This window comes from Thiosocius teredinicola, assembly GCF_002009425.1.
GTDB classification, from domain to species: domain Bacteria; phylum Pseudomonadota; class Gammaproteobacteria; order Chromatiales; family Chromatiaceae; genus Thiosocius; species Thiosocius teredinicola.
In genome coordinates, this window is sequence record NZ_CP019936.1 from 109,632 (window position 1) to 130,632 (window position 21,001).

Genomic DNA, 21,001 nt, shown 5'->3' on the forward strand with positions numbered 1-21,001 from the left:
CGAATAGCCGTTAAAGAATGTAGCGGGTGAGATCTTCGTCCGCTGCCAGTTCAGACAGGTTTCTATCGACGTACTCGGTGTCCACCGTGATGGTGCGGCCGGCGTAGGTCGGCGCCATGAACGAAACCTCTTCCAACAGACGTTCCATCACCGTGTGCAGGCGACGCGCACCGATGTTCTCGGTTTTCTCGTTGACCTGCCAGGCGATCTCCGCGATGCGTCGAATGCCGTCGTCGGTGAACTGTAGCTCGACCCCTTCGGTTTTCATCAGGGCCTGGTATTGCTCGGTCAATGAGGCATCCGGCTCGGTCAGGATGCGCACGAAGTCATCGGTCGAAAGCGCCGACAATTCCACGCGGATAGGCAGCCTTCCCTGAAGCTCCGGGATCAGGTCAGACGGCTTGCTCAGATGGAAGGCGCCGGAAGCGATGAACAGGATGTGGTCGGTGCGCACCATGCCGTGCTTGGTCGACACGGTACAGCCCTCGACCAGCGGTAGCAGGTCGCGCTGTACACCTTCGCGTGACACGTCCGCTCCGTGGGATTCACTGCGGCTGGTGACTTTGTCCAACTCGTCAAGAAAGACGATGCCGTGCTGCTCGACGGTTTCGATGGCGCGCAACTTCAGGTCTTCTTCGTTGACCCGTTTCGCGGCCTCTTCGTCGCGGATCTGTGCCAGTGCATCCTTGATGCGCAGCTTACGCTTCTTCATGCGTTGGCCGCCGAGGTTCTGGAACAGGCCTTGCAACTGGCTGGTCATCTCTTCCATACCGGGCGGGGCCATGATCTCGACGCCCATGTTCACGCCGGCGGTTTCGATCTCGATCTCTTTCTCATCGAGTTCGCCATTGCGCAACTTGTCGCGGAACTTGTCGCGCGTGCTGCCGCCTTCGGTGCGCACCGGAACCGCTTCGTCTTCCCAACTGCTGGTGCGCGCGGGAGGCAACAGCGCGTCGAGCACGCGTTCTTCCGCCGCGGCAGCGGCGACGTCCTGCACCTTTTCCATCTCTTGCACGCGCACCATTTTCACCGCGGCATCGGCGAGGTCGCGCACAATGGAATCCACCTCGCGGCCTACATAGCCCACCTCGGTGAACTTGGTGGCCTCGACCTTGATGAAGGGCGCGTTGGCAAGCTTTGCCAAGCGGCGAGCGATCTCGGTCTTGCCGACCCCGGTCGGGCCGATCATCAGGATGTTTTTCGGTGTGATCTCGTTGCGCAGGGTGTCTTCGACCTGGGTGCGTCGCCAGCGGTTGCGCAGGGCAATCGCCACCGAGCGTTTCGCCTCTTGCTGGCCGATGATGTGCTTGTCGAGTTCGCGAACGATTTCTTCAGGGGTAAATTCAGGCATCGCAGTCCAGCTCTTCGATGACGAGGTTGTGATTGGTATACACGCAGATGTCTGCGGCAATCTGCAGACCGCGTTCGACAATCTCACGCGCGCCCAGTTCGGTGGTATCGAGCATGGCGCGCGCCGCGGCCTGGGCGTAAGAGCCGCCCGAGCCGATGGCCATCAGGCTGTCTTCCGGCTCGACGACATCGCCGGTACCGGTGAGGATCAACGAGGCCTCCTTGTCCGCCACCACGAGCAACGCCTCGAGACGGCGCAGCATGCGGTCGGTGCGCCAGTCCTTGGCCAGCTCGACCGCGGCCCGGGTCAGGTGACCGGAATGCTTTTCGAGCTTGCCTTCGAAGCGTTCGAACAGGGTGAACGCATCTGCGGTGGCGCCGGCGAATCCTGCCAACACCTGGCCCTTGTACAGGCGGCGCACCTTGCGTGCATTGCCTTTCATGACCGTGTTACCCATCGAGACCTGGCCATCGCCGCCGACGACTACCTTGCCGTTGCGTCGTACCGAGAGAATGGTCGTACCGCGAATCTTTTCCACTGCCTATCCTGGACGCTGAAAGAACGGGTCATTGTAGCGGAATGTCGCAAGTTGCACGAAGGACGCGGCGAACCCGCTTCGCACGCTTGCGCGCGCAAATAACGCCGATCAGCGCTTGCGTTTGGCGCGTGGGTGCGCCTGGTCGTAGACCTGCGCGAGATGCTGAAAGTCGAGATGGGTATAGATCTGGGTCGTGCTGATATCCGCGTGCCCGAGCAGTTCCTGTACGGCGCGCAGATCGCCGGAGGATTCGAGCAGGTGACTGGCGAAGGAGTGGCGCAGCATGTGCGGGTGAACGTGGCGCGGCATGCCTTGTTCGATGGCACGTTGGCGCAGGCGCGCCTCGACTGAGCGGGCGCTCAGGCGCGAACCCCGCTGACTGACGAACAATGCGGTTTCACCGTCGGCGGCGAGTGCCGGCCGTGTCGACAGCCAGGCATCGATCGCCTCACGCGCCAGTCGGCCGATGGGCACGCGGCGGGTCTTGCCGCCTTTGCCGAGCACCTCGAGCAGGCCGTCGCTTGTCTGAACGTCGGCGGTATTCAGGCTGACCAGTTCCGATAGCCGCAACCCGGATGAATAGAACAGTTCCATGATCGCCTTGTCGCGCAGGTCGAGCGGGGCGTCGCCGGCGATGTCCAACAGCCGACCGAGCTGATCGACGTCGAGCGTCTGCGGCAGGTGTCGTTCGACTTTCGGCGCACGTACGCCCTCGGCAGGATTGGCTTTGACCGCGCTTTCACGTAGCAGGTAGCGATACAAGGCGCGTATCGCCGATAAATGGCGTTGCAGGCTTTTCGGCGAGAGTCCGCGTCGATGTCGGTAGGCGGCGTAGGCGCGAATGTGCTGGCTGTCCGCCCTGGATGGATCGGGAAGGCCCTGATCGACTACCCAGATGAGGAATTCATCGAGATCGCGCCGATAGCTGCTGACCGTGCGCGGCGACAGGCGGCGTTCATAGTGCAGATAGTCTAGAAACCCTCGCAGCGCCGGCAGTGCTTCGACAGTGATGGAAGAAACGCTGTCGCCGTCGGACACGGGTCGGGTCAGACGCCGGGGCTGGACGCTGACTGCAGGGTCGCGCTGACGACCTCGGCCAGCCGCTGAAGAAAATCGACGCTCTTGCCTTCGTGGAAGCGTTCCGGATCGCGGCTGCCGATTGCTAATACGCCGGCCAGCGGTGGCGCAGTCAGCGGGATCAATGCGGCCGACCCCGTTTCGCCGGCTTGAGGGCCGAACAGATACTCGAGCTTCTCCTTGTCGAGCTTGCCGCAGTTGGGGCGCGCGCGATCGAGGAAGTCCTTGAACAAGGCCGGGCCCGGCTCATGCGCGTGCGCGTCGAGTTGTTCGGTAGCGAACAGCTTCATCTCGACCGAATCGGCCTTGAACTGTTCGCGCAGCTCATCTTGCAGGGTATTGAGCACTTCGTCGAAAGAATGGGTTTCGATCAGCGCCAGCGTCAAACGGTGCAGGCGTTTGGCCAAGGCGTCGTTTTCGCGCGCTACGGTGACAAGGTCTTCGAGCTGACGACGGTAGTTGCCCGATTGGTCGCGTAGCGTGCGCACCTGGCGTTCGATCAGCGATACCGCGTCGCCGGTGGGGTGCGGGATATCGATCGCGGCGAGGGCGTCCGGATGGCGTTCGAAGAAATCCGGATGGGTCGTCAGGTATGCCGCGATCTCTTCTTCGCGTTCATCTGCCGACTGAGCGACATCATCAGGTTGCAGACTCATGGGCGGCCTTCCATCAAGGTTGCGGGCATCTCGTCTTTACCGTTGGCGGTTAACGCGCCGCTGTCAGTGCCTGCAGGTCTACGCGGCCGTCGAAAACGCTCACCGCGGGCCCGGTCATCCACACCGGCTCGTTGATTCCCGCCCAGCTTATCACAAGCGTTCCGCCGGGCAGGCGAACAGCAACGCGTTCCGCCAGTAAGCCGCGCTGCCGGCCATAAACCACGGCGGCGCACGCGCCGGTGCCGCAGGCCAGGGTCTCGCCCGCACCACGTTCGTATACCCGCAGATCGACATGGTTTTCGTCGCGCACGGCCAGGAAGCCGACGTTGGCGCGCTGCGGGAAGCGCGGGTGCCTTTCCAGCGCGGGTCCGAGCGTTTCTACGGGGGCGCTCGCGGTATCCTCCACGAGCAGCACGGCGTGCGGGTTGCCCATCGATACCGCGCCGATTTCAAACGTTTCCCCGTCGACGGCGATCGCATAGCGGTCGGCCAGGGCATCGGCCTCGAACGGGATATTTTCAGGCGTCAGGTGCGGCCGGCCCATGTTCACCCGCACCTGGTCGTCGTCTTCGAGATACAGGGTGATATTGCCGGCGGCGGTACCTACTGCAATCTCGCGATTGCGGGTCATGCCCTTGTCGGCGACGAAGCGGGCGAAACAGCGTGCCCCATTGCCGCACTGTTCGACCTCACCACCGTCGGCGTTGTAGATGCGGTAAAAGAACTCCGTCTGCGGATGACGCGGGCGTTCGACCAGCAGCACCTGGTCGCAGCCGATACCGAAACGCCGGTCGGCGAGGGCGCGCACCTGGGTCTCGTCGAGCACTAACTGCTGGTTGACCGCGTCGATAACGACGAAATCGTTACCCAGCCCGTGCATCTTGGTGAATTCAAGCATCATGCTATGAATATAACGCCGTCGGCCGACGGCGGCGAGAAACCGAGCGCCGATAGTTGGCGCAGCCGATTGAATAGACTCAGGCGGGTAGGGTGCCGGTCACCGCGAGATGGCGATCACTGACGCCGGCGATGCTCAGCGAATCGAGGCCGGCATCGGTCAACTGCTGTGCGACCTCGTCGAGCGAGTAGGCCGCGAACAGCGAGTTGCGAAAGTCGCGCCGCAGCACATCCGGTTCATTCAGCGCATAGGTCTCAACGAGTGCGTCGACGGCCAACTCGGAGTGCGGTCGCATCAGGTCCATAACCACGACATGTGCGCCGGGCGCCGCGCATTCCTTGATCGTCTGCCACAGTACCGCCGGGTCGGCCATGTGGTGCAGCAGGCTGTTCGACGCCACCGACTGGTAGCTGTTGTGTTGCAGCGCCGGGCACGGCAGGTATTCGCACATCAGGCGGATGCGCGATCCAACCTGTTCGTCTTCGTCGAGGTGCTGGCGCGCCAGGTCGAGCATCGCCGCTGCGCCGTCGAGTGCGTCAATCCGCAGCTGCGGATGCCGACGTGCCAGTTCCAGCGGGATATCGGCCGGGCCGCAGCCCAGGTCGAGCAACGCCCCGGATAAGCCATCGTTGCCGGCGATGTCTTCGAGCAGTGTGATGAACAGCTGGTTGGCCTCGCTGAAATCGGCACGCGCATACGCCAGCGCCTGCTCGATGTCGTTCATCAGTTCTTCCGGTTCGGGGACGCGTTCCACGGATGGGCCTCTCAGGTCGGCAGGGTTGATTCGCCGGCATACAGTTCACTAACCGTTTCCCGGCGGCGTACAACGAACATCTGTTCGCCATCGACCATGATCTCGGGCACGCGCGGGCGGGTGTTGTAATTCGACGCCATCGTAAAACCGTAGGCGCCGGCGGACCGTACCGCAAGCAACGTGCCCTGCTGCAGCGTCAACGGCCGTTGTTTGCCGAGGAAATCGCCGGTTTCGCAGATCGGACCGACCAGGTCATAGCTGGCAGGCGTGCCCTGCGGTGCCTGTTCGACGGTGACAATCTGTTGCCACGCCTGGTACAACGACGGGCGAATCAGATCGTTCATCGCGGCATCGATCACGGCAAAGTCTTTGCCTTCGTTGCGCTTGAGGTATTCGACCCGGGTCAGCAGCACGCCGGCATTGGCCGCGATCGCGCGTCCCGGTTCGATGAAGATCTCGTAGCGTGCATCGCCCATGCGGTCGAGCAGGGCGCGTGCATAGGCGTCGGGTTCGGGAGGCTTTTCCTGGTCGTAGCGCACGCCCAGTCCACCGCCCAGGTCGAGATGGTCGATTGCGATGCCCTCGCCGGCCAAGCGTTCGACCAGCGCCATGACGCGGTCGAGTGCATCGAGAAACGGGTCGATGCGGGTCAGCTGCGAGCCGATGTGGCAGTCGACGCCGGAGACCTCGATGTTGGCCATCTGTGCCGCCCGGCGGTACAGCCCAAGCGCATCTTCGACCGACACGCCGAATTTGTTTTCTTTCAGACCCGTCGAGATATAGGGATGGGTCTCGGCATCGACATCGGGGTTCACGCGCAGCGCGATCGGCGCCCGTGTGCCCATCTCGCCCGCAACTCGGTCGAGGCGCTCGAGCTCGGCTGCTGATTCGACGTTGAAACAGCGGATGCCGACCTCCAGGGCGCGCCGCATCTCGTGCTCCTGTTTACCGACACCCGAAAACAGCACCTTGCTCGGGTCGCCGCCGGCTGCCAGCACGCGTTCCAACTCACCGACGGACACGATGTCGAAACCCGAGCCCAGGCGTGCCAGCACATTCAGTACGGCGAGGTTGGAATTGGCTTTGACCGCGTAGCACACCAGGTGGGGGTGCGTGCCGAACGCGTTATCGAATGCACGCCAATGACGTTCAAGAGTAGCGCGCGAATAGACGTAGCAAGGCGTGCCGTGTTGCTCCGCGATTGCGCGCAATGGCACGTCTTCGGCAAACAGTTCGCCGTCGCGATACTGGAAATGATCCATGGTGCGCTATTCCGACGGCTCGTTGTCTTGCTCGGTCGAGGCCGGCTCACCGTCTTGCGGCAGGTACAGCGGCCCCTTGTTGCCGCAACCGTAAGTCAGCAGCAACATCAGCAGGCTGGTGGTGATCAAGAGGCGTCGAATCATACCCGGCTCCAGAAAGACTCAAGGCCGGCAGTATAGCTGCTCGCCATGGTGGAGCCTATTGCCGCCCAAGGCGGCTGAAGCGCATCAGCCGCGCATGGTCGGTCCCTGTCGATGGCCGTTCGGCAGCGGGTTTTCAGCCGGGCAGATGACCGGCGCAGTTCAGTTGGATGCCTGCCAGGTGCCGTCGGCCTTGCGACAGGCATTGCCGTAGATCGTCTCTTTGCGGCCGTCGATCCATGCCTCGGTCGTGTACTCGCGGCACGGCGTCGAATCGTCGTAATAGGTACGGGTCGGCGTCATTTCATAGTTGGTGCCGGTGTCCGGGTTCTCCCAGGTAGAACTGCGGTTGGTCGGCGTCGATTCAAGCACCTCACCTGCGCGATAGCGATCGCTTTCGTCCATGCGTCGACCGATGTTGCCGCCGATGTATCCGCCAAGCAGGGTGCCGACGATGGTCGCTGCCACCTTGCCGCTGCCGCCGCCGATCTGGCTGCCGAGCACACCGCCGGCGACCGCCCCAATCACATTACCCTGTTGTTCTCTGGTCGAACCACAGCCGGCAACCATCAGGCTGATGGCGGTCGCCGCAACCAAGGTTGTTCGAATCTGCATGCTTGTCGCCCCTCGCGGTGATCAACGATTCTCGAATGCTTGGGGAGATTACCCGCACCCTCGCAGGCACGTTGACCGACAGGTCACAATTTGGTTCCGGACCTCATTGCCTCAGCGAGACGCTGTTCCACTTGTCGCTTGAAATGCAACACGTCGATCAGGCTGCAGCTGCTCTTGCCGCTGTTGTCGAACGACTTCATGCCGGTCAGGTACACCGGGTAGTCGATATTGCTGCGTCGCAGGCGACGTAGTTGGCTGGCGACCTGCGGGTAGAGTGATGTGCCCAGTTGCTGCGAGTCGAACGACTGCTGGCCGAGGCGCAGACGAAAACCGTCTTCGATGCGACAGCGCGGACTGACAGTTACCACCAGTTCGACGTAGTCGTCTCCCGCTGCCGGCGGCACCTTCATGATGCTGAGCTGCAGATCCCCCGATGCGACCCGATGAATGCGGGTGAATCTGACGTCGGGGCGTTGCGCCGCGCCGTCACCGCGCGGTCCGAGCAAACGATTCTCGATCACCGCATCGAGGAAGCGGCGTTGGTGGATCAGCAGATGGTATTCGTCGGCGCCCGACATCCATTGACTGGTGAAGGCACCGTGTTGGTCGAAGAAATACAGGTGGATGCCGCGATCGGTCAATTCGTAGAAGACCTGGATCACCCCGGGTTCGCTGCGTTTGATCAGCGTGGGCAGGGGTGAATCCTGCATGCTGATACGGTCGATGCGCAGTGGCACATAGCCGTCCTGCGGATGCGCCAGGTAGTCATACAGCGCGTCCAGTTCGCCGATCGGCGACCAGTCGTATCGACCGTCGCGATAGCGAATCTCGTGAAACTGGTCGCTGATCCGCAGAAGGTAGCGCGCATTCTCGCCGAGTTGGTGGAAGGTGCTGCACACCGACTGCGCCAAGCGCGCCACACGGTTGGCGATCGCGCCGCCGCGGGTCGACGAAAAACTGTAGACCGCGATCGAGCCCGGTTTGTGCTTGTGCGGCGAGAACAGGTTGAGGTAACGGCAAAGGCAATCGAGCAAGCCGGTTCCGCCCTGTGGGTGGCGTTCGACGATCACCTCGCCCCAGCTGGTCAGGTAGACGTGTTCGATGTTCGCCACCAGGCACTCGTGTACCCCGCTGAAGCTCAGGGCGTCGACGCGTTCGCTGATCAGTTGATAGCCGGCATCGGCCAGCGTTGCCAGCGGGTTATGGCCGACATTAATGAACCAGATCGACTGCTTGCCCTGTGCCTCGTCGGCGTACGCCGTCAGATCGTGGTCTTCGGGCAGGGTGCGCGGAAAACGTTTACGCAGGGTTTTGAGAATCTTGTCCTGCTCCGGTTCGCCGTACCCCGGTGGCTTCGGCTGGTAGTGGATCTGCGTACTGCGTTCGCAGATGCCGTTGATATGCATCCAGGTAAGAATCTCCACCAGACTGATGCAGCTCTTGACCGGTGTGTTGGGCATGTCTTCCGGCGGGTGCAGAAAAAGCTGCCAGCGCGCAGGATTGCCCGGCACCTTGCGCAGCCACAGCGTGCGTTCCGACAGGTCGCGCGAGATGCCGGGGTTGATGCGGTCGACCTTGCCGGGCCGCTTGTCGAGTGCGGCGTGCAGTTTTCTGCCGAGTAGCGCCAGTTCCTGCTGGTTCAACTCGGCGTCGGCATCCAGTTCGCGGGCGAACTCGGTCAGCAGGCGGTAGCTGCGCGACAGCTCCGATACCAGTGCCTCGCGTTCTTCGACGACGCGCTCCAGTTTCCATTCCGCACGCGTATCCAGTTGCCGGATCTCGTTCTCCCCCCAGCCCCAATCGTTGCACTGCCTGATCATCTGTTCGCGACGCCAGTCCATCAGCAGGTTGGATCGCGCCAGCAGCTGCCCGGCCTTGAAATAGAAAGCACGGCGCGCCAGTTGCAGACGTGCCAGCTCGTTGCGTTCGGTGAAGTACTTGGTGATGCGACCGAGGATCAGCCGATAGGGATCGACCCGGTCGACATCCGCGTCGCCCCCTTCGTAGATAACGCGCTTGGTCTCCAGGCACAGCCAGTCGACCTTGGGGTATTCGGCCGCGTAGGCCTCGAGCAACATCAGTTTCAGCAGCGACTTGTACGGTGCATCGATCCCCTTGAACAACTGCCAGTGGGCGACGCCGAAGAATTCGTTGGCCGGCAGCGTATGCAGGCCGCCGAAGTCGAGCCACTGATCGGCACGGATGAAACGCTTGCTGACCAGTCGTTGCGTGTATTGGGTGTAGTTCGCTTCCTGCTCGGGCGGCACGATCCACCACATCAGCGGGTTGCCGGCGAGCAGGATGCCGGTGCGGTAGAACTCCTCGAGCAGCAAGGTGTGTTGCGTATGGCCGCTGCTTTCTTTCGACAACTGTTCGACTACGCCGCCGCGGAACGAATCGGCGTTCATCAGGAAGAAATGGGCGTGCAGGCCGATGCTCGAGGCGTACTGCTCCAACAGTTCTGCCTTGCGTCGCAGGGTGGCCAGTCCAGCCGCATCGATATCGCTGGTGTGACATAGCCAGAAGTCGAGATCGCTGCCGACGGTTTGGCCGAGGCTGCCCATGCTGCCCATCAGGTACAGGCCGAGTATGGCGTGTTCCTGGTGGTGACGTTTGTCTTCCTTGAAGCCGCGCGCATAGCGACGCGCGAGCAGAATCTGCATCCGATCCGGGCGGAAACCGGCGACGCCGCACGGTGTGTCGGACGAGACGAAGCCGGGCATCGTCGGGTGATTGACGTGCCACAGCAGCGGCAGCAGATCGAAGAAGTTGCTTTGTTCGTGGGTCAGGCTGGCGCGAATACGCGCCAGCCTTTGATCACCGAGTGCCAGAAAGCGCGCGACGATGCGGTTGAGGTCCTTGCGTCCGAGACCTTCCTGTTCGTCAACCGCCTGTGTCGTCATCGCCGCTCACGCGGCTATCAAGCGCCGCTGCTCTCCTGCATGTTTTGCAGCGTGCTGCGCAGCAGGGTGCGTTGGTCATCGCCTTTCTTCCAGCAGGCAACACCGAACGCCAGTTGCGGCATCAGTTCCGTATAGGCTTCCGGCAACTGGATGCTGCCCTGCTCATCGCGGATCTTGTCGACCAGGCCGCGCGCATCCTCTTCGGTCGTTTCCGGCAGTACCAGCAGGAAGGTGTTGTCTTCCCAGCGTGATATCTGGTCGACCCAACGCAGGCGGTCGCGCAGGAACTGCGATACAGCCAGGATGATCGGGTCGGTCGACAAAGGCTGAACGCCGTTGAACGCAGACAGGTCGACATGCACGAGCACCGTGCTCAGCGGATTCTGGTAACGCCGGCTGCGCGAGATGTGTAGGTCGAGGGCCTGCGTGATCGCGCGTTTGTTGGCCAACCCCGTCAGCTCGTCGGTCAGCTTCAGGTCTTCGACCTGTTGCATCAAGCGTGCGTTCTCTTCGGCAAGTTGTTCCTGTAGCGAGACGTCGGCCACGATGAACAGGCGTTGTGAGCCATCGTTTCCAATCAGTTCGCGGCACACCCAGCGATGGTCGGTGGGCATGCGGTACAACTTGGGCCCGGGTTCGAGCAGGTTGCGTACGTGTTCCGGTAGTTGCGCAATCGACTTGCCGAGCAGTTCCGAGTCCTGCACTGCGAGCATATTGCACATGGCTTCGTTGACCCATACAACGCCGCCGTCGGTATCCAGCGTCAGCATTCCGAACGGCACTTGTTGCAGCAGGTTTTGATCGATTTCACTCATTTCGCTTTGTTCCATTCGCTCCCCCAAAAGCGAGTCCCTAAAGACAGTTTGTTCCCCTGCTTTTAGGTCGGCCGATTGGCGGGCGTCTTTAGTCGAAATTTTGTCACCCACCCTTTCCAAAAATGGGGTTAGACGCGCAAGTAAGTGCCTACTCGCGGCTGATGTATTGGTATGACGTGCGCCGCCATTTATGGCGATATTGGTGAATCCGGCTAGGATGTCTAGACATGAGTGACCTCGATCGAAAGGCTCAACCTCCGGCTCGTGCGGCGTGTCTCAACCCCGCCCAACCGTTGTGGCAGGTGGCGCCCGTGCGTGATGAGGAAGGCCGGGCCCTGGCCGATTTCATGATGCTGATCCCGGGCTTGGGGGCGCGCTCGGCGTTGTGTCGCGATCAGGTCACCGAGGCGATCCGCGACGTGTGTGCATCGTTCGGCGAACGCGTGGCTTTCGCCAACATGGATTTCTCGATCAATGTGCTTTGGGTCAGCGTGGCCGCGGAGCCGGGCCTGACCGGCAGTGTCGCGCGCTCCATCCGCCAACGGGTACCGGATGCGTTGTTGGTCGGGGGGCAGCTCGGCCAGGCGCATACGCTGCAGGCAGCGCCGTCAGCGACGCGTTTCTGGCGGCATATCCGGCAGTTGAAGCGTCGCACCCGCTTGCTGTTACGCGGACCGCAGCGTTAGCGAAGAGGCGCGCGACAGGCGGCTTCGGACGCAGTACGTCCCGGTTTAGTCGTATTCATCGGCGCGACGGGCATCGCCGCGTACCCGCTCGGCCGGGTAACGTGCCTGGTTGACGGCCATTTTGCGGTAGGCGCTGTCGACGAGGTCGATGTCGAGCCGTTCGGCCAGCCGGATCAGGTAGATCAGGATGTCGGCCATCTCGAAGCCGACCTCCTGCTTTTTGTCGGCGTCGAGATTGGCGCTCTGTTCCTCGCTGAGCCACTGAAAGTGCTCCAGCAGTTCACCGGCCTCGCCGGCCAGCGCCATACTCAGGTTCTTCGGCGAATGAAATTGTTCCCAATCGCGCTCGCGGGCGAATGCCAGCAGTTGCGCATTGAGATCGTCGAGACTGTCTTTGGCCATGATGCCCTGCCATGCGTGGTCAGCGATGGCGGTTATCTCAACACGTTGTGCCGGGCCACGGCCAGACCGGGTTCTCAGGCGAGCTTTTTCCGGGCGCGCGCGATCGCGGCCTTGACCTGGGCGGGCGCGGTGCCGCCGATGTGGTCGCGTGCGGCAACCGAGCCTTCGAGCGTCAGGCAGTCGAACACGTCGCTGTCGATCACGTCGGAAAAGCCCTGCAGTTGCTCGAGGCTGAGATCCGCCAGGTCGCAACGTTTGTCGACACAATAGGCGACCGACTTGCCGACCACCTCGTGGGCGTCGCGGAACGGCACGCCCTTGCGCACCAGGTAATCGGCCAGATCGGTGGCGGTGGCAAACCCCTTGGAGGCGGCGTCGCGCATCGCATCGGCGTTGCAGGTGACCGCCGGCATCATGTCGGCGAATACCTTGAGCGAGCCTTTCACATTGTCGACCGCGTCGAACAGCGGTTCTTTGTCTTCCTGGTTGTCCTTGTTGTACGCCAGCGGTTGCGACTTCATCAGCGTCAGCAGTGCCATCAGGTGACCGAACACGCGGCCGGATTTGCCGCGGATCAGTTCCGGTACGTCCGGGTTCTTCTTCTGCGGCATGATCGACGAACCGGTGCAGAAGCTGTCGGACAGCGTGATGAAGTGGAATTGCGCGGATGACCAGATGATCAGCTCTTCGCTCATGCGTGACAGGTGCATCATCAGGATGCTGGCGGCCGCGGCGAATTCGATCGCGAAGTCGCGATCTGAGACCGCATCGAGCGAGTTTTCCGCCGGGCGCTCGAAGCCGAGCAGCTCCGCCGTGAGCTGACGGTCGATCGGATAGGTTGTACCGGCCAGTGCCGCAGCACCCAGCGGCATGACGTTGAGCCGCCTGGCGCAGTCGGCCATGCGTTCGTGATCGCGGTCGAGCATCTCGAACCAGGCCATCATGTGGTGGCCGAAGGTGATCGGCTGAGCAGTCTGCAGGTGGGTGAAACCGGGCAGGATCGTATCCGTCTCGCGCTCGGCCAGATCGAGCAGCGCGTGCTGCAGGCGGCGGATAGCGTCGCCGATCGTCGCCAGTTCGTCGCGCAGCCATAGCCGGACATCGGTCGCAACCTGGTCGTTGCGCGAGCGCCCGGTGTGCAACTTTTTGCCGGCGATGCCGATATCTTCGGTCAGGGCGGCCTCGATGTTCATGTGCACGTCTTCGAGTGCGATCGACCAATCGAATTGGCCGGCCTCGATCTGCGCCATGATGCGCTCGAGTCCGGCGATGATGGCGTCGCGCTCGGCGTCACTCAAAATGCCCTGCTTGGCGAGCATCGTGGCATGCGCGATCGAGCCCTGGACGTCGTAGGGTGCTAGGCGCTGGTCGAACTCCACCGACGCTGTGAAGGCTTCGACGAAGGCATCGGTCGGCTCGGCGAAACGGCCGGCCCAGAGCTTTTTATCCGACATGAACAAGGCACCAGAACTGAGAAAGGACGCGATTATACTCGCTTCGCGCCGACCACACTGAGCACGCCAGCGGAACGCTTTTATACTTCGACCGATGACTTCATCTGCCCACCGCGCCTTTCTGCCGAACTTCTGTGCCATCCCGATGGTGTTCGCGGTGGTGGTCAGCGCCGAGCTGCTGGCGATCATCCTGACACTGGGTGCCTACACCCAGGCCTCGGCATTCTGGGTCGAGCTGAGCATGCGCTCGCTTTACATCCAGTGGATTGCGCTCAGCGTCAGCGCCTTTTACTGCATTTTGCGCAAGCCTCTGGCGCGATTGGATCATACGGCTGCCGGCGTTGCCGCCTGGTTGGTAATCGTGGCCGTCACCGCACTGGTATTCGGGGCCGCCCAGGCATTGGGGCTGCGTCAGGGTGAACCGGTGATGCCTGCCCTGGCACATCACGTCGCGATCGCCGGGATCGTCGGCGTGGTGATCCTGCGTTACCTGTATGAGCAGCACCGCGAACGCCAGCGTGAGCTGGCCGAGTCGGATGCGCGTCTGCAGGCTCTGCAGGCCCGGATTCGGCCGCACTTCCTGTTCAACAGCATGAACACCATCGCCAACCTGACACGTGTCGATGCCGCACTCGCCGAGCAGGTGGTGCAGGACCTGTCGGACCTGTTTCGCGCGACGCTGTCGCAGGCCGATACCCTGTCGACGCTCGAGCGCGAGCTGGAACTCGCGCACGGTTATCTGCGCATCGAGGGGCAGCGCCTGGGCGATCGCCTGCGCATGCGTTGGGATTGGGAGGAGCTGCCGATGGACGCGAAGATGCCGCCGCTGCTGCTCCAGCCGTTGCTCGAGAACGCCGTCTATCATGGCATCGAGCCGGCAACCGATGGCGGTGAGATCGCTGTGAGTGCGCGTTACCGCAACGGGATCATCAATATCGCCGTACGCAACACCCTGCCCGAAGGGGCGACGACCTCGTCACGCCGCGGTAACCGCATGGCGCAGCGCAATGTGCGTGAGCGTCTGGAGGCGGCGTTCGGTCCGGCGGCAGGTATGGTCGTCGGGCAGGTCGATGACTGTTACCAGGTGCGCATCCATTTTCCGGTGAAGACCTGATGGACGTTTTGATTGCAGACGACGAAGCGCCGGCGCGCGCACGTTTGGTATCGCTGCTCGAGGCTGCCGGCCCGGATTACCGGATCGTCGGTGAGGCCAGCAATGGCGCCGAGGTGCTGGAACACTGCGCAAAGATACCGGTCGACCTGGTGTTGCTGGATATCCGCATGCCGGGTGTGGACGGCATCGAGGCCGCGTTGACCCTTGCAGGGCAGTCGAATCCGCCGGCGGTGGTATTCGTGACGGCTTACGATGAGCATGCCTTGGCCGCGTTCGAGGCCAACGCTATCGATTACCTGCTCAAGCCGGTGCGACCCGAGCGGCTACAACGCGCGCTCGACAAGGCCCGTGCACTGAGCAGCGACCAGCAGCAAGCATTGGCGGCCGACTACGGCTACATCACCGTCAGCTACCGCGGCGGCGTGAAACGCATACCGGCCGACGAGGTGATCTTTCTGCGCGCCGATGCCAAGTATGTCGAGGTGTGGCATGCCGAGGGCATGGCGCTGACCGAGGAGTCGTTGCGCGCGATCGAAGAGCGCCTGCCGGAGCGTTTTCTGCGTGTGCATCGTGCGGCGCTGGTAAGTCCGGAAAAAATTTCCGAGATCCACAAAGATGCCGCCGGCCAGCTGGTGCTGGCGATGCGCGGCACCGATGAGCAGGTCGACGTCAGTCGTCGGCATGCACCGACGGTGCGGCGGCTGATTCGCGGCTGTGACTGAGCGGCGGTGATAACATAGCTGGATCGCCACTCAGACCGGTCCAGCATCATGACCAAAGACACGCAGGCCTTCTCCGGCTACCCCTACACCCGCATGCGGCGGATGCGTCGCGACGATTTCTCGCGTCGCCTGATGCGTGAATCGCACCTGACACCAGACGATTTCATCTATCCCGTGTTTGTGTTGGAAGGCCAGGGTGAACGCGAGCCGGTTGCCTCGATGCCGGGCGTCGAGCGGCTCAGCATCGACCTGTTGGTCGAAGAGGCGCGAGCCGTGCATAGCCTGGGGGTTCCGGCGATGGCGTTGTTCCCGGTTACGCCGCCCAGCGCCAAGAGCGAGGATGCCGCCGAGGCGTTCAATCCCGACGGTCTCGCCCAGCGCGCCGTCAAGGCGCTCAAAGATGCCGTGCCTGAACTGGGTGTGATAACCGATGTAGCGCTCGATCCTTTCACGACGCATGGCCAGGACGGGCTGATCGATGGCAATGGCTACGTGATGAACGACGAGACCGTCGAGGTGCTGGTCAGGCAGGCGCTGTCGCATGCCGAGGCCGGTGCCGACATCGTCGCGCCGTCGGACATGATGGACGGGCGCATCGGTGATATTCGCGACGTGCTCGAGGCCGAGGGCTATATCAACACCCGCATCCTTGCCTATTCGGCCAAGTACGCCAGCAGCTACTACGGCCCGTTTCGCGACGCGGTCGGTTCGGCTGCCAACCTCGGCAAGGGTAACAAGTACACCTATCAGCAGGACCCGGCCAACAGCGACGAGGCACTGCGCGAGGTGGCGCTCGACCTGCACGAGGGGGCGGACATGGTGATGGTCAAGCCGGGCATGCCCTATTTGGACATCGTGCGCCGGGTGAAAGACCAGTTCGGCGTGCCGACCTTCGTCTATCAGGTCAGCGGTGAGTACGCGATGCACATGGCAGCGGCACAGAACGGCTGGTTGGACGAGAAGGCCGTGGTCATGGAATCGCTGTTGTGCATCAAGCGCGCCGGCGCCGACGGTGTTCTGACCTATTTCGCCAAACGCGCCGCGCAGTGGCTGAATGACTGAACAACCACCGCGGGAAGACGAGCGACTTCCGGACGCTGATCATCCCGCCCATGCGCGCACCAAACCGTTCAAGGGGCACGGCCGCGGTCGCGAGGTAAAACCGCTGGCGGTGTTGGTGGCGTGGCTCGGCGCCTTTGTCGGGATGGCCGCCTTGGCGTTTGTCGTCGACCGCCTGCCGACCCTGCAACTGCTGGTGATCGGCTCGTTCGGGGCATCTGCCGTGCTGTTGTTCGGTGCACCCAAGGCCCCTTTCTCTCAACCGCGCAATCTGATCGGCGGCCACGTGATCTCGGCCTTGGTCGGTGTCGCCTGCTTCAGCTATCTGCCGGATACCATGTTCATCCAGGAGGCGGCCGCGGTGTCTACGGCGATCGCCTTGATGATGATCACGCGTACCGTGCACCCGCCCGGCGGCGCGACGGCGTTGATTGCCGTGATCGGCTCAGAGGCCGTGCACGGTCTCGGCTGGGGTTATGTGTTTCCGGTGCTGCTCGGCAGTCTGATCCTGCTGGTCGCGGCGCTGATCAGCAACAATCTGTATGAACCGGGTAGCTACCCGGTGCGCTGGGACTGAGTTCTACTTACCATTCTTGAACGCAATCACGTTCGACGTCTGCGGCATGATCTGGCCGGGCTCGGGTTTGCCCAGGTGATAACCCTGGCCGTAGTCGATGCCCATGGCGTTCAGCAATTGGCAGGTCTCAGCGTCTTCGATCGCTTCGGCGATCGTCATCATGCCGAGCACGCCGCCGATGCGCTTGATGGTATCGACCATGGCCTTGTCGACCGGGTCGTGCAGGATGTCGCGCACGAACTCACCGTCGATCTTGAGGTAGTCCACCGGTAGCTTCTTGAGGTAGGCGAACGAACTCAGGCCGGTACCGAAATCGTCCAGCGCGAACAGGAAGCCGCGGCGACGCAGCTGATCCATCAGGCTCAGCGCGCGATCCATATTGGCGATGACGCTGGTCTCGGTGATCTCGAAGCAGATGCGATGTGGATCGACGTTGTACTGCATCTCCAGTTCCTGGATCGCACGTTCCAGGTCCGGGTGATCCAGCGACTGGCCCGACAGGTTGATCGTGAAGATGCGTGGATCGTCCGGGAAGCGCCGCCACAACTCGGCGAACTGGCGGAAGGCCGAACCGATCACCCAGATGTCGAGATCGAACATCAGGTTGAAACGCTCGGCTGCCGGGATGAAGGTCATCGGCGGCACCAGGCGTCCGTCGTTGTCGATCATGCGCACCAGCAACTCGCTCATCGGCGGTTGCGGTTTGTCGTCGTTCAACGGGAAGATCGTCTGCGTATACAGCACCAACTGATCGTTGTCGATCGCCTCACGCAGTTTGTGCAGCCACTGCATGTCGCTGCTGCGGCGCGCCAGCATCTCGTCGTTCGGCTGGTAATAGTGCACCCGGTTGCGACCCTGGTCCTTGGCGACATAGCAGGCTGCATCGGCGGCGCGCAGTACCTCGTCGAGGCTGCCGCTGTCTTTGTTGATCGCAACCACGCCGATACTCAGGCTGATGCGGAAGCTCTTGTCTTCCCAGTGCAGGTGCACGTCCTTGATCTCGTGGCGCAGCGATTCGGCGACCTCGAGTGCTTTCTTGATGCTGCAGTCGCGCAGCAGCACGCCGAACTCGTCGCCGCCCAGGCGCGCGAGGCGGTCGAGCCGGCGAATATTTTCGCCGAGGTGGCTGGCGACCTGCTTCAGCAGCTGGTCGCCTGCGATGTGGCCGCAGCTGTCGTTGATCGCCTTGAACTGGTCGAGGTCGATGTACATTAAGGCGTGCTGGCTTTCTGCCTTCATCGCATCTTCGATCACGGCAATCAGCTCGCGTTCGAACTGACGGCGGTTTATCAGGCGTGTGAGCGGATCGTGGGTAGCCTGGAACGCCATCTCGCGCAGCAGGTTACGTTCGCGGCTGACGTCGCGCACGATCAGTGCGGCACCGGTGAAGTTGCCGTCGCTGTCGCGGATCGCCGCGGCGTTCTCGATGACCGCGATCGTTGCACCGTCACTGCGCACCATGATGGCGGCGGCCTCGGACTCGTCGTGATCGCGCAGGGCGCGGGCGATCGGGTCGGGCAGCGCGGTGCCGTCGGATTCGGAAACCAGCGAGAAGATCTCGTTGAGGTGGCGACCGCAGGCCTCGTGTGCGTCCCAACCGGTCAGGTGTTCGGCGACCGGGTTCATGAAGTCGACAACACCGGTCGGGTCGGTCGTGATTACCGCTTCACCGATCGACTGCAGCGTAACCTGCGCACGTTCCTTTTCTTGGAAGAGTTGTTCCTTGGCCTCGCGTGCGGCCTCGGCGGCGCGGATGCGGGTGAATACCACGGCGACGGCGGCGATGTACAACCCGAGGAAGGTGACCATCACCGTGGCCCAGCGCGCCGGCTTGAACGTCGCCGAGCTCACCGGGCTTTCGACGTGGATGCGGAATTTGGCCGGCCCCAGGTCGATCTCGCGTGTGCTCTTCTGGTGTGGCAGCAGGCGCGAAGCAAGGCTGTCGGAACGCGGCGTGACTTTTTCGAACAGCGGGGTTTCCTCGCCGTCGTTGAGTGTCACCAGGCGCAGGCCGAGGTGGCGGTAATGGTCGATGATGTCTTCGAACACCGTATGTGCATCGATCAGCAAGGCATAAGCGCCATGCACCTGGGCGACCCGTTGCTCGGCGGAGCGGGGTACGAAGAACCCTTTGTACACCGCCTTGAAGGCCAGGAAGGCATCACGATCGATCGGGTGCGATGGCGAAATCGATACCTCGCCGCTGCGCACGGCGCGTTCGACGCCGGCCTTGAGCTCTTCACGCGAGTAGAAGTCGAGACCGAGATAGCGTGCCAGACCGGGATCGAGTGGCTCGATGAAGTTCAGCGACATGTAGGTATCGTGCACCGGGCTGGTGACCATGGCGCCGTTGGTGTCGCTGCCGAGCATCTGGAAGGTTGGGAAGCCGCTCTCGCGAAACTCGTCTTCATAGGCCGCGCGCTCTTCCTGTTCTACCAGGCGCAATTGCAGGATCGCCTTGATGTAAGGATGGCTGCGGCCGATTTCCTGGGCGAATGCCGACAGTTCCTGTTGCGTCAGGCGGGTCATCGCGTGGTGCATGCCGCTGAGCGAACGCAGCGAGGCGTTGATGTTGTCCAGCCGACGGGTCAACGCAGTCTCGATCTCGTTGTTCAGCTCGGTGAACTCGGTTTCGGCCGTGTTCAGGTCGTTGTAGATCGCCAGCGCCAAGGCGAGGCACATCACCACGATGCCGAGCAATACGGCGACGAACCTACGGCTGAAATGAGAGTTCAACAACGACATGGCGGTGGATCAGTGAAAAACCTTGCCCTTGCTGGCAAGTTGGGCGGGGATGATCAAACCGGCTGCTTCAACCAGTTGTGCGTTCAGGTAGAGGTCCCATTTGCGGTTGGCAATCACGGGAATCGACACCGGTTTCGTACCCTCGAGGATCTGCATGGCAACCTGTCCTGCCCACTCGCCTTGTTCTTCAGGCACCTTGGTCATACCGATCATGGCAACCGGCATCATCCATTCGTGACTGGTCACGGTCAGTCGATCGCTGATCGGCAGTATCGCCTCGATCACCTTCTGCTCGTCCCAGTCGTTAATCCCGGCATTGCTGCCGATGATCACGAAATCGTATTCCTGGCCGGCGGCGTATGCTGCAACCCAGGCATCCAGGTCGCCGGCGAATTTTTCATCCAGTTGCAGACCGCGTCTTTCGGCCGCTTTGCGCATGCGGTCGGCGTTCTTCACTTCGGTCGAGGTGTCGGCGCCGATATACAAAACGCGCCGGGCGCCCGGTACCAGAGAGACCGCTTCATCGATCATCGCTTTTACCGGCGCGACCTCGATCATCCCTGTCACATTGTCGTAAGGAAAGCCGTACTCGCCCACCGTCCAGTTTATGCCACAGAATACAAACGGCATATTGGCGTCTTTATAATAGGGCTGTATCAGGTACTTGGCGGCATTGTCGTCTGCGGTTATTACAACATCGGGATGCCAGTTTTCGATCAAGGCCTTGGCTTTCTTCGCCGCCGCTTCGATCTCGCCTTCGCTTTTCTTGCGCTTGGTATCCATGTCGAACTGACGCAATGTGCACTTGCCGTCGAGCGTACTGCGCAAGCCGCGCTCAACGCCATCGGACCACGCATATCCCTTGTGATATGACGAAACGAAGAGGCACTTGGGTAGATCTGCGATGGCGTTTGCTGCCCACAACGCAACGCCCGCAGTGATCAGTCGTAAGCCCCGACTGACTCGATTCTCGGCACAACTCAGGTGCATAGTGATCTCTCGTCTGATTCTGTCAAACCGTGTGCGGAACACATCGGCCGATGCACTACATTCTTGACTTTACCTTGTTTGAGCGGTTTGTAGGACACTCATTTTGCAAAAGTTTTTCGCCCTTTTCAGAAATTGACGTGTACTGCAATGGTTGCTGAGCGATCGTTTTTGTAGTGCGGAAACGGTACCCAATCCGTGCTCGGCGCGTACAATGCGCGACTTTGTTGCACCACAGCAGGCTT

20 protein-coding genes are annotated in these 21,001 nt (G+C 61.9%); 5 read left to right on the top strand and 15 right to left on the bottom strand.

What is annotated here, in order from left to right:
• Positions 1 to 10 precede the first annotated feature (10 nt).
• The 11 genes from hslU to B1781_RS00540 form a co-directional block, all read right to left on the bottom strand.
• Complete coding sequence (hslU, locus tag B1781_RS00495) at positions 11 to 1,351, bottom strand: ATP-dependent protease ATPase subunit HslU (protein ID WP_078117804.1); 1,341 nt, start codon at positions 1,349 to 1,351, stop codon at positions 11 to 13.
• Positions 1,344 to 1,889, bottom strand: coding sequence for an ATP-dependent protease subunit HslV (gene hslV, locus B1781_RS00500; protein ID WP_078117805.1), 546 nt, complete (start codon positions 1,887 to 1,889; stop codon positions 1,344 to 1,346). Before hslV ends, hslU begins: the two co-directional genes overlap by 8 nt.
• Positions 1,890 to 1,997: 108 nt before the next feature.
• Positions 1,998 to 2,927 (bottom strand): tyrosine recombinase XerC, encoded by a 930-nt coding sequence (xerC, locus tag B1781_RS00505; RefSeq protein WP_334223834.1) that lies wholly within the window; start codon positions 2,925 to 2,927, stop codon positions 1,998 to 2,000.
• Between the two features lie 8 nt (positions 2,928 to 2,935).
• Positions 2,936 to 3,622: a DUF484 family protein gene (locus B1781_RS00510; protein ID WP_078117806.1), complete on the bottom strand. Its 687-nt coding sequence runs from the start codon at positions 3,620 to 3,622 to the stop codon at positions 2,936 to 2,938.
• 49 nt (positions 3,623 to 3,671) lie between these two features.
• The gene (gene dapF, locus B1781_RS00515; RefSeq protein ID WP_078117807.1) at positions 3,672 to 4,523 is read right to left on the bottom strand and encodes a diaminopimelate epimerase; all 852 of its coding nucleotides are present in this window, start codon (positions 4,521 to 4,523) and stop codon (positions 3,672 to 3,674) included.
• Positions 4,524 to 4,599: 76 nt separating this feature from the next.
• Positions 4,600 to 5,274, bottom strand: a complete 675-nt coding sequence (locus tag B1781_RS00520) for a class I SAM-dependent methyltransferase (RefSeq protein ID WP_078117808.1) — start codon at positions 5,272 to 5,274, stop codon at positions 4,600 to 4,602.
• An 11-nt stretch (positions 5,275 to 5,285) separates the two neighbouring features.
• Positions 5,286 to 6,536 (bottom strand): diaminopimelate decarboxylase, encoded by a 1,251-nt coding sequence (lysA, locus tag B1781_RS00525; RefSeq protein WP_078117809.1) that lies wholly within the window; start codon positions 6,534 to 6,536, stop codon positions 5,286 to 5,288.
• A 6-nt stretch (positions 6,537 to 6,542) separates the two neighbouring features.
• Complete coding sequence (lptM, locus tag B1781_RS23050; RefSeq protein WP_164513190.1) at positions 6,543 to 6,680, bottom strand: LPS translocon maturation chaperone LptM; 138 nt, start codon at positions 6,678 to 6,680, stop codon at positions 6,543 to 6,545.
• A gap of 159 nt (positions 6,681 to 6,839) precedes the next feature.
• Positions 6,840 to 7,292: an RT0821/Lpp0805 family surface protein gene (locus B1781_RS00530; protein WP_078117810.1), complete on the bottom strand. Its 453-nt coding sequence runs from the start codon at positions 7,290 to 7,292 to the stop codon at positions 6,840 to 6,842.
• A gap of 83 nt (positions 7,293 to 7,375) precedes the next feature.
• Positions 7,376 to 10,195 (bottom strand): class I adenylate cyclase, encoded by a 2,820-nt coding sequence (locus B1781_RS00535; protein ID WP_078117811.1) that lies wholly within the window; start codon positions 10,193 to 10,195, stop codon positions 7,376 to 7,378.
• A 17-nt stretch (positions 10,196 to 10,212) separates the two neighbouring features.
• On the bottom strand, positions 10,213 to 11,010 hold the full coding sequence (locus B1781_RS00540) for a sensor domain-containing diguanylate cyclase (protein WP_164513191.1): 798 nt from the start codon (positions 11,008 to 11,010) through the stop codon (positions 10,213 to 10,215).
• A 227-nt stretch (positions 11,011 to 11,237) separates the two neighbouring features.
• Here B1781_RS00540 and B1781_RS00545 point away from each other — a divergent pair, with 227 nt between their 5' ends.
• Entirely contained in the window at positions 11,238 to 11,696 is a 459-nt protein-coding gene (locus tag B1781_RS00545) for a hypothetical protein (protein WP_174575394.1), read from the top strand.
• Positions 11,697 to 11,741: 45 nt separating this feature from the next.
• On the opposite strand, the gene B1781_RS00550 is transcribed toward B1781_RS00545, so the two are convergent.
• Together B1781_RS00550 and argH are read right to left on the bottom strand one after the other, a co-directional pair.
• On the bottom strand, positions 11,742 to 12,098 hold the full coding sequence (locus tag B1781_RS00550) for a nucleotide pyrophosphohydrolase (RefSeq protein WP_078117813.1): 357 nt from the start codon (positions 12,096 to 12,098) through the stop codon (positions 11,742 to 11,744).
• A gap of 74 nt (positions 12,099 to 12,172) precedes the next feature.
• On the bottom strand, positions 12,173 to 13,552 hold the full coding sequence (argH, locus tag B1781_RS00555; RefSeq protein ID WP_078117814.1) for an argininosuccinate lyase: 1,380 nt from the start codon (positions 13,550 to 13,552) through the stop codon (positions 12,173 to 12,175).
• A 94-nt stretch (positions 13,553 to 13,646) separates the two neighbouring features.
• Between argH and B1781_RS00560 the strand changes: the two genes are divergently transcribed.
• The 4 genes from B1781_RS00560 to B1781_RS00575 are packed head-to-tail and all read left to right on the top strand — an operon-like array spanning position 13,647 to position 17,024.
• On the top strand, positions 13,647 to 14,666 hold the full coding sequence (locus B1781_RS00560; protein ID WP_078117815.1) for a sensor histidine kinase: 1,020 nt from the start codon (positions 13,647 to 13,649) through the stop codon (positions 14,664 to 14,666).
• Positions 14,666 to 15,388 carry a LytR/AlgR family response regulator transcription factor gene (locus B1781_RS00565; RefSeq protein ID WP_078117816.1) on the top strand — a complete coding sequence of 241 codons (723 nt, stop codon included), beginning with the start codon at positions 14,666 to 14,668 and terminating at the stop codon, positions 15,386 to 15,388. The genes B1781_RS00560 and B1781_RS00565 overlap by 1 nt, the downstream gene beginning before the upstream one ends.
• Positions 15,389 to 15,436: 48 nt before the next feature.
• Positions 15,437 to 16,450, top strand: a complete 1,014-nt coding sequence (gene hemB, locus B1781_RS00570; RefSeq protein ID WP_078117817.1) for a porphobilinogen synthase — start codon at positions 15,437 to 15,439, stop codon at positions 16,448 to 16,450.
• Positions 16,443 to 17,024, top strand: coding sequence for an HPP family protein (locus B1781_RS00575; protein WP_078117818.1), 582 nt, complete (start codon positions 16,443 to 16,445; stop codon positions 17,022 to 17,024). Before hemB ends, B1781_RS00575 begins: the two co-directional genes overlap by 8 nt.
• 3 nt (positions 17,025 to 17,027) lie before the next feature.
• Here the strand turns inward: B1781_RS00575 and B1781_RS00580 are convergent, their stop codons facing one another.
• Together B1781_RS00580 and B1781_RS00585 are read right to left on the bottom strand one after the other, a co-directional pair.
• Positions 17,028 to 19,769: an EAL domain-containing protein gene (locus B1781_RS00580; RefSeq protein WP_078117819.1), complete on the bottom strand. Its 2,742-nt coding sequence runs from the start codon at positions 19,767 to 19,769 to the stop codon at positions 17,028 to 17,030.
• A 9-nt stretch (positions 19,770 to 19,778) separates the two neighbouring features.
• The gene (locus tag B1781_RS00585) at positions 19,779 to 20,597 is read right to left on the bottom strand and encodes an ABC transporter substrate-binding protein (RefSeq protein ID WP_164513192.1); all 819 of its coding nucleotides are present in this window, start codon (positions 20,595 to 20,597) and stop codon (positions 19,779 to 19,781) included.
• Positions 20,598 to 21,001 lie beyond the last annotated feature (404 nt).

Coding starts and splice junctions, on each gene's coding strand:
- B1781_RS00545 (WP_174575394.1), top strand. CDS start 11,238: ATGAGTGACCTCGATCGAAAGGCTCAACCTCCGGCTCGTGCGGCGTGT.
- B1781_RS00550 (WP_078117813.1), bottom strand. CDS start 12,098: ATGGCCAAAGACAGTCTCGACGATCTCAATGCGCAACTGCTGGCATTC.
- dapF (WP_078117807.1), bottom strand. CDS start 4,523: ATGATGCTTGAATTCACCAAGATGCACGGGCTGGGTAACGATTTCGTC.
- B1781_RS00510 (WP_078117806.1), bottom strand. CDS start 3,622: ATGAGTCTGCAACCTGATGATGTCGCTCAGTCGGCAGATGAACGCGAA.
- hemB (WP_078117817.1), top strand. CDS start 15,437: ATGACCAAAGACACGCAGGCCTTCTCCGGCTACCCCTACACCCGCATG.
- B1781_RS00530 (WP_078117810.1), bottom strand. CDS start 7,292: ATGCAGATTCGAACAACCTTGGTTGCGGCGACCGCCATCAGCCTGATG.
- B1781_RS00575 (WP_078117818.1), top strand. CDS start 16,443: ATGACTGAACAACCACCGCGGGAAGACGAGCGACTTCCGGACGCTGAT.
- B1781_RS00535 (WP_078117811.1), bottom strand. CDS start 10,195: ATGACGACACAGGCGGTTGACGAACAGGAAGGTCTCGGACGCAAGGAC.
- lysA (WP_078117809.1), bottom strand. CDS start 6,536: ATGGATCATTTCCAGTATCGCGACGGCGAACTGTTTGCCGAAGACGTG.
- lptM (WP_164513190.1), bottom strand. CDS start 6,680: ATGATTCGACGCCTCTTGATCACCACCAGCCTGCTGATGTTGCTGCTG.
- hslU (WP_078117804.1), bottom strand. CDS start 1,351: ATGCCTGAATTTACCCCTGAAGAAATCGTTCGCGAACTCGACAAGCAC.
- B1781_RS00540 (WP_164513191.1), bottom strand. CDS start 11,010: ATGAGTGAAATCGATCAAAACCTGCTGCAACAAGTGCCGTTCGGAATG.
- argH (WP_078117814.1), bottom strand. CDS start 13,552: ATGTCGGATAAAAAGCTCTGGGCCGGCCGTTTCGCCGAGCCGACCGAT.
- B1781_RS00580 (WP_078117819.1), bottom strand. CDS start 19,769: ATGTCGTTGTTGAACTCTCATTTCAGCCGTAGGTTCGTCGCCGTATTG.
- B1781_RS00560 (WP_078117815.1), top strand. CDS start 13,647: ATGACTTCATCTGCCCACCGCGCCTTTCTGCCGAACTTCTGTGCCATC.
- B1781_RS00565 (WP_078117816.1), top strand. CDS start 14,666: ATGGACGTTTTGATTGCAGACGACGAAGCGCCGGCGCGCGCACGTTTG.